Below are 7,504 nucleotides of genomic sequence, written 5' to 3'. Positions count from 1 at the left end.
AAACGGCGGAGGGGACGAGCGCTCGCTCGTCCCCTCCGCCGTTTCGTGTCAGACCTGTGCTGCTGCCTCGAGGCGCTGCTGCACCTCGGGGAGCGACGGATTCGTCGCGGTGGTGCCGTCGGGGAAGACCACCGTGGGCACGACCGCATTGCCGCCGTTGACCGCCTTGACGAGCTCCTCGGTGCCCGGGGTCTGCTCGATGTCGACGATCTCGTAGCCGATGCCCGTGCGGTCGAGCATGGTCTTGAGCCGCTTGCAGTACCCGCACCACTCGGTCGAGAACATCGTGATCGTTCCCGCTTCGGGGACGAACTCCTGTTGCATGATTGCCTCCGTTCGGTGCAACGATACGCGGCCCGGCCGCATTCCGCGCGGATCCGGTCGCGGGCCCGGTCGCGGTCCCGCCGCGGGACGACGCCGGTGAACGGCCGGGGAACACGCGGCGAACGGGTACGGAATGCGCGGAAAACCGCGCGTGACTTGACCCGCCGGAATCGAGGTGGAACGATGATTCACGCGCGCGCAAAGGCGGGGTGCGGGGCGCGATCCGCCTCCACCGAGAACTGCTCCGGGCGTAGACCGAATCCGCCTCGAACGAAAGACACCGGTGGAGATCACCCTCATCGTGTCGCTGGTCATCGTACTGGCGCTCTTCTTCGATTTCACCAACGGCTTCCACGACACCGCGAACGCGATGGCCACCCCCATCGCGACGGGTGCGCTCAAGCCCAAGGTCGCCGTGCTGCTGGCCGCGATCCTCAACCTGGTCGGGGCGTTCCTGTCGACCGAGGTTGCCAAGACCATCTCCGGCGGCATCATCAACGAGGGCGACGGCGGGGTGCTCATCACACCCGAGCTGATCTTCGCCGGCCTCATCGGTGCCATCGTGTGGAACCTGCTCACCTGGCTCTACGGCCTGCCCTCCAGCTCCTCGCACGCGCTCTTCGGCGGCCTCATCGGCGCCGCGCTCGTCGGGGCGGGCGTCGGAGCCATCAACTTCGGCGGCGTGCTCTCGAAGGTCATCATCCCCGCGCTGGCCGCTCCGCTCACCGCGGGCCTCGTCGCCTTCGTCGCCACCAAGATCGCCTACGCGATCACGCGCAGGCACGACGGCAAGAAGGACGGTCGCGGCCACTTCCGCTTCGCGCAGATCGCCTCCTCCTCGCTGATCGCCCTCGCGCACGGCACGAACGACGCGCAGAAGACGATGGGCGTCATCACGCTCACCCTCGTCGCGGCGGGCACCCAGGCGCCCGGCACGGGACCGCAGCTCTGGGTCATCGTCGCCTGCGCCCTCGCGATCGCGATCGGTACCTACTCGGGCGGCTGGCGCATCATCCGCACGCTCGGCGCGGGGCTCACCCAAGTGAAGCCCGCGCAGGGCTTCGCCGCCGAGACGAGCACCGCCGCCACGATCCTCGCGTCGAGCCACCTCGGCTTCGCGCTCTCGACCACCCAGGTCGCCTCCGGCTCCGTCATCGGTTCGGGACTCGGCCGTCGCGGATCCAGCGTCCGCTGGCGCACCGTCGGCCGCATCGCGCTCGGCTGGCTCTTCACGCTGCCCTCGGCCGCGATCGTCGGCGCGCTCGCTGCGCTGCTCGCCCAGGGCCTCGGCACGACCGGCGTGATCATCGACGCCGTCCTCGGCCTCCTCTTCATCCTCTTCATCTTCTGGCGGTCGAGCCGCAACAAGGTCGACCACTCCAACGCGATCAACGTGCCCGACGTCGCCGAGTCCGGCTACGCAGTCCGCATCCGCAAGCGGGGCAAGGTCAAGCCGGTCCCGACCGAGACCGGAACGATCCCGCCGCTCACCCCGATCGCGAAGTCGGCGGTGCGCTCCGATCACGCGGCTCGCGCGGCGGAGCAGGCCGCGGACGACGCGGAACGGCAGATCCGGGCGGTCGAGCGCGCCGCGATCCGCACGAACGAACGCGCCGCTCGCGCCGCCGGTGACGAGGAGAACGACAAATGACCATCGACTGGATCGCATTCCTGCAGGTCTTCATCGCGGCGCTCGTCTCGGCGTGCGTGGTCGTCGGGCTCTACGCGCTCGGCATCCGCTTCCTCGCGATCCCGGCGCCCGCGCCGCTGCGCGAGGACGGAACCCGCGAACCGAACGGCCCGTCGCGCGACGACGAGGAGGACGACCTGGAAGGATCCGGGCGTCCCAGCTGGGCGCAGATCGCCGCGAACATCTGCTTCGGGCTCTCCGCGTTGTGCGTGCTGGCGGGCATCTACCTGATCATCCCGATCTTCCACAAGTAGGGCCCCGGGCCGCTCGCTCTTGCCAGCCGTCGACAGTAAGGTGAGCGCATGAGCGACGTCGCATCGATCCCCGCCATCACCGAGATCGTCGGAGGCCTGCGCTACGGTTTCGCGCAGGGGACCACCCGGCCCGAGGCCTGGCGGCGGCTGCAGCTCGAGGGGCTGCGCCGCATGCTCGTCGAGCGCGGCACGGACTTCGAGGCGGCGCTGCTCGCCGACCTGGGCAAGCCGGCCATCGAGTCGCAGCTCGCGGAGATCGGGTTCCTCGTGGCCGAGATCGACCACGCGCTCGGCGAGCTGGGCCGGTGGATGCGGCCCCGCAGGGTCGGGGTCCCGCTCATGCTGCAGCCAGCCGCGGCCAAGGTCGTCGCCGAGCCGCTCGGCGTCGTGCTCATCATCGCGCCGTGGAACTACCCGCTGATGCTGGCGCTCTCGCCGCTGATCGGCGCCCTCGCCGCGGGCAACGCGGCCGTCGTGAAGCCGAGCGAGCTCGCCCCGGCGACCTCGAGCACGATCGCCCGTCTGCTGCCCGAGTACGTCGACCGCCGCGCGGTCGCGGTGGTCGAGGGCGGCGTGCCCGAGACCACGGCGCTGCTCGCCGAGCGCTTCGACCACATCTTCTACACCGGCAACGGGCGGGTCGGGCGGATCGTCGCGCACGCTGCGGCCGAGCACTTGACGCCCGTGACGCTCGAACTCGGCGGCAAGTCGCCCGTCTACGTCGACGACTCCGTCCCGCTGCTGGCCGCGGCGCGGCGCATCGTCTGGGCGAAGTACCTGAACGCCGGGCAGACCTGCGTCGCCCCCGACTACGTGCTCGGCACGGCGGACGTGCTGCGCCGGCTCGCTCCCGCGCTGTCCGATGCGATCCACGAGCTCTACGGCAGTGCGGTCGCGCAGAATCCCGACTACGGGCGCATCGTCAACGACGCGCAGTTCGAGCGGCTCGTCGGCTACCTGCGCGACGGTGAGGTCGTGGCCGGCGGGCGCAGCGATGCCGCAGATCGCTTCATCGAACCGACCGTGCTGCGCGGAGTCTCGCCCGAGTCGCCGGTCATGAACGACGAGATCTTCGGGCCCATCCTGCCCCTCGTCGAGGTCTCGGGTCTCGATGCGGCGCTGGGCTTCGTGAACGGACGCGACAAACCGCTCAGCGCCTACGTGTTCACCGAGCGCGCCGATGTGCGCCGCCGGTGGGAGCAGGAGACGAGCTCGGGCGCGCTCACCTTCGGCGCTCCCGTGCTGCACCTCACGGTGCCCGAGCTGCCGTTCGGCGGGGTCGGGCCGAGCGGGATGGGTGCGTACCACGGGGCGCGCTCGTTCCGCGTGTTCAGCCACGAGAAGGCGGTGCTGTCGAAGCCGCTCGCGCCCGACACCCTCGCCGCGACGATCATGCCGCCGTTCACCGCGGGCAAGGACCAGCTGGTGCGGCGCTGGCTGGGCAAGCTGCGCTGAGGATCGGTGCTCAGGGTCTCGGGTCGAAGCTCCCGGGGAGCGGCAGATTGCCCACGCCCGTTGTCCGCACCGCTGAGAGGCCCTGCCAGGCCGCCGCACGCGCGAGCAATTGCTGAGCGGCTTCCGCGGTGCGCGAGGGAGCTCCGGGCTCCTGCCAGGCGGCCTGCACGAGGAGTTCGCGCTCGGCGCGGTCGGCCTTGAGATCGATGCGTCCGGCCAACCGGCCGCCCACCATGAGGGGGAGGCAGTAGTAGCCGAACTGCCGTTGCTCCTTCGGCGTGTAGATCTCGATGCGGTAATGGAAGTCGAACATGCGCTCCGCGCGCGGACGGAACCAGCAGACCGGGTCGAATGGGGTGAGCAGCGCGTCGGGAGCGAGCCTGCTCGGCACCCGCGCGTCGCGATGGATCCATGCGGGCAGCGGCTTGCCGTTCGAGCCGTTCCAGCCGTTCACGCGCACGGGGATCAGGATGCCCGCCTCTTCGAGGTCGGCGACCGCGGACTTCGCGGGACCCGACTTGAGCCGGTGGTAGTCGGCGAGGTCGGCGAGCGTGCCGACGCCGAGCGAGCGGGCGGCCTGTTCGATGAGCGCGCGCTGCGCCTCGGCGCGGGGGACTGCGCCGAGCGCGGACTCGGGCAGCACCTGCTCGGCCAGCGCGTAGCGGCGCTCGAAGCGTTCCCGCCCGGCGCTCACGACCTCGCCGGACGCGAAGAGGATCTCGACGGCGCGCTTCGTGTCGCTCCAGTCCCACCAGGGGCCGCGGCGCTCGCGCGGCCCGGTCTCGAGATCGCGCACGAACTGCGGACCGCGGTCGGCCAGCGCGGAACGGACTGCGGAGATGGCGCCGGAGAGAGCCTCGCTGCGGCCGTCGGCGCGGTGCCGTTCGCGGTAGTCATCCATGCGCCAGGAGAAGAGCGGACGGTCGTCGACGGGGATGAAGGCGGCCTCGTGCGCCCAGTACTCGGTGAACCCGCCGCCCTGCCAGAGGTGCCGGTCGAGGGCGTCGGAGTCGTAGGCGCCGTGGCGCGAGAAGACCGGGAGGTAGTGGCTGCGCGCGAATACGTTGACGGAGTCGATCTGCAGCACGTGCAGGCGCTCGAGCGCGGGATCGAACGGACGTCTGGAACGGAGCCGCGCGCTCGCCGAGAAGCCCTGCGCTGCGAGCGCGGTGCGTCGGGCTTCGGCCGGGGTGAGGGTCTCGGGCATGGCGGGAGCCTATCGGGCACCGCAGACATTCCGGTCGGCGCAGGCGCGGTCACTAGGATGTGACCGTGGCAGACACCTCACCAGAAACCGGCGCTCCCGAAGCGGAGACGGGCCGGAACGCAGCGCAGGAGCTTCCGCTCGGCGTGCGCGTCGCGGCCGCCTGGTCGTGGCGTCTCATCGCGATCGGTCTCGCGTGCGCGGCCCTGCTCTGGCTCATCGCCCAGGTCCGCATCATCGTGATCCCGGTGCTCATCGCGATCCTGCTCACGGCGCTGCTCGAGCCGATCGTGCGCTGGTTCGAACGCCGTGGCATGCCGCGTTGGATGGGGGTGGTCGCGGCGCTGCTCGCGCTCATCGCCTCCGTGACCCTGCTCGTCTGGCTCATCGTGAGTCAGTTCCGCAACGGGTTCGACGACGTGGCGGCGAAGGCGGAGACCTCGCTGCAGGGCGCCCTCGCCTGGCTCGAATCCGGTCCGTTCGGCATCTCGGCGGACAAGATCCAGGGCTACCTCGACCAGGGGTTGAAGGCGATCCAGGATCACCAGTCCGAGATCTGGAGCGGAGCGCTGGGCATCGCGACGGGGGCCGGCCACTTCATCACGGGCAGCCTGCTGACCCTGTTCTCGCTGATCTTCCTGCTGTTCGACGGCAAGCGCATCTGGTTCTGGGTGCTCGGCTTCCTGCCGAAGAGCGCGCACGCTCCCGTGGACACCGCGGGCCGCGCGGGCTGGGTCTCGGTCGGGCAGTACGCCCGGGTGCAGATCCTCGTGGCGCTCGTCAACGCGATCGGCATCGGGGTCGGATCGGCCCTGCTGGGCGTCCCGCTCGCCGTGCCGATCGGCATCCTCGTCTTCCTCGGATCGTTCATCCCGTTCCTCGGTGCGATCAGCACGGGAGCGGTCGCGGTGTTCGTCGCGCTCGTCTACAACGGCCCGATCAATGCGCTGATCCTGCTCATCGTCGTGATCCTCGTGCATCAGCTCGAGAGCCACGTGCTGCAGCCCCTCATCATGGGGAACGCGGTGCAGGTGCACCCGCTCGGCGTCGTGCTCGCGGTTGCCACGGGCGCGCTGCTGGCGGGGATCCCCGGCGCGCTCTTCGCGGTGCCGATCGCGGCGGCCGCCAATTCGGTGGTCAACGTGCTCGCCCACCGCAGGTGGGAATCCGGCAGGGATCCGGTGGACGACTTCCACAACAACGAGAAACGCACGCGGCTCGTCAAGCAGCGGGCCAGGCACGCGGCCCGACTCGGCCGCAGGAACGGAGCAGCATGACCGAGCAGTTCGTCGCCCCCGGGCTCGAGGAGTTCGAGGCGGCCCTCCCGATCGTGCACCGCGTCACGCAGCGCACCCCGCTGGAGACCTCGCGCTACCTCGCCGAGATCCTCGGCGTGCCGACCGTCTACCTGAAGTGCGAGAACCTCCAGCGCACGGGCGCGTACAAGCTCCGCGGCGCCTACAACCGGCTCTCGCAGCTCACCGAGGAGGAGCGGGCGCGCGGCGTCGTCGCGGCCTCGGCAGGCAACCACGCGCAGGGTGTCGCGTTCGCGGCGCGCGAGCTCGGCATCAAGGCCACGATCTTCACACCCCTCGGCGTCGCGCTGCCGAAGCTGCAGGCAACGCGCAACTACGGCGCCGACGTCGTGCTCGAGGGCCAGATCTTCGACGAGACGAACGTCGCGGCGCAGGCGTTCGTGCGCGAGACCGGTGCGACCTTCATCCCGCCGTTCGATCACCCCGCGGTGATCGCCGGCCAGGGGACGGTCGCGCTCGAGATGCTCGAGGCCGCGCCCGACATCGAGACGATCGTGGTCCCGATCGGCGGAGGCGGGCTCATCTCGGGCGTCGCCGCCGCCGCGAAGCTTCGCGCCGAGCGCGAGGGCCGTCCGATGCGCATCATCGGCGTGCAGGCTGAGAACGCCTCCCCGTTCGTGCGGTCGATCGTGGCCGGGCACCCGGTGACCGTGAAGACGAAGCCGACCATCGCCGACGGCATCGCCGTCGCGCGCCCGGGCGACCTGACCTTCGAGATGGTCCGCGACTACGTCGATGAGATCGTGACCGTGAGCGACGACGACATCGCCCGGGCGATCGTCGTGCTGCTCGAGCGGGCGAAGCTCGTCGTGGAACCCGCGGGCGCCGCCGGTGTCGCGGCCATACTCGCCGGCAAGATCAACGCGAGCGGCCCCACGGCGACGATCCTCTCGGGCGGCAACATCGACCCGCTGCTGCTGCAGCGCGTGATCGGCCACGGCCTCGCGGCCTCGGCGCGATACATGAAGCTCCGGATCCTGCTGCCCGATATCCCCGGCCAGCTGGTGCGCACGGCGTCGATCGTCGCGGAGGCCAACGCGAACGTCGTCGAGGTGATCCACACGCGTCACGCGACCGAGCTGCCCATCAGCGAGGTCGAACTGGAACTGCACATCGAGACCCGGGGGCACGAGCACGGCGAAGCGGTCGCGCAGGCGCTCCGCGATGCCGGCTACACGGTCCGCGTGGGCGAGAAGTACTGATCGGCCTGCCGGTGCGCGTCTGCTGATCGGCTTCTGCTGGGCGACTCCCGTCGAGCAGA

The 7,504-nt window shown here is 70.5% G+C and carries 7 protein-coding genes; 5 read left to right on the top strand and 2 right to left on the bottom strand.

Annotation, left to right across the window (positions count from 1 at the left end):
* Positions 1 to 48 precede the first annotated feature (48 nt).
* Entirely contained in the window at positions 49 to 324 is a 276-nt protein-coding gene (locus XM48_RS09770) for a mycoredoxin (protein ID WP_046455613.1), read from the bottom strand.
* 283 nt (positions 325 to 607) lie between these two features.
* On the opposite strand from XM48_RS09770, the gene XM48_RS09765 reads away from it, so the two are divergent.
* From XM48_RS09765 to XM48_RS09755, 3 genes are read left to right on the top strand one after another with little or no spacing between them, the layout of a single operon-like run.
* Positions 608 to 1,975: an inorganic phosphate transporter gene (locus tag XM48_RS09765; protein ID WP_046455612.1), complete on the top strand. Its 1,368-nt coding sequence runs from the start codon at positions 608 to 610 to the stop codon at positions 1,973 to 1,975.
* Positions 1,972 to 2,268: a hypothetical protein gene (locus tag XM48_RS09760; RefSeq protein ID WP_037441855.1), complete on the top strand. Its 297-nt coding sequence runs from the start codon at positions 1,972 to 1,974 to the stop codon at positions 2,266 to 2,268. Before XM48_RS09765 ends, XM48_RS09760 begins: the two co-directional genes overlap by 4 nt.
* Before the next feature lie 48 nt (positions 2,269 to 2,316).
* Entirely contained in the window at positions 2,317 to 3,723 is a 1,407-nt protein-coding gene (locus XM48_RS09755; RefSeq protein WP_046455611.1) for an aldehyde dehydrogenase family protein, read from the top strand.
* Positions 3,724 to 3,733: 10 nt separating this feature from the next.
* Here the strand turns inward: XM48_RS09755 and XM48_RS09750 are convergent, their stop codons facing one another.
* Positions 3,734 to 4,930: a winged helix-turn-helix domain-containing protein gene (locus XM48_RS09750; protein ID WP_046455610.1), complete on the bottom strand. Its 1,197-nt coding sequence runs from the start codon at positions 4,928 to 4,930 to the stop codon at positions 3,734 to 3,736.
* Between the two features lie 65 nt (positions 4,931 to 4,995).
* On the opposite strand from XM48_RS09750, the gene XM48_RS09745 reads away from it, so the two are divergent.
* Complete coding sequence (locus XM48_RS09745) at positions 4,996 to 6,204, top strand: AI-2E family transporter (RefSeq protein WP_046455609.1); 1,209 nt, start codon at positions 4,996 to 4,998, stop codon at positions 6,202 to 6,204.
* The gene (gene ilvA / locus XM48_RS09740; RefSeq protein ID WP_046455608.1) at positions 6,201 to 7,445 is read left to right on the top strand and encodes a threonine ammonia-lyase; all 1,245 of its coding nucleotides are present in this window, start codon (positions 6,201 to 6,203) and stop codon (positions 7,443 to 7,445) included. The genes XM48_RS09745 and ilvA overlap by 4 nt, the downstream gene beginning before the upstream one ends.
* Positions 7,446 to 7,504 lie beyond the last annotated feature (59 nt).

This window comes from Leucobacter sp. Ag1, from assembly GCF_000980875.1.
GTDB classification, from domain to species: domain Bacteria; phylum Actinomycetota; class Actinomycetes; order Actinomycetales; family Microbacteriaceae; genus Leucobacter; species Leucobacter iarius.
The sequence above is the reverse complement of the archived record's forward strand: the minus strand, read 5'-3'. Positions and strand labels throughout refer to the sequence as shown.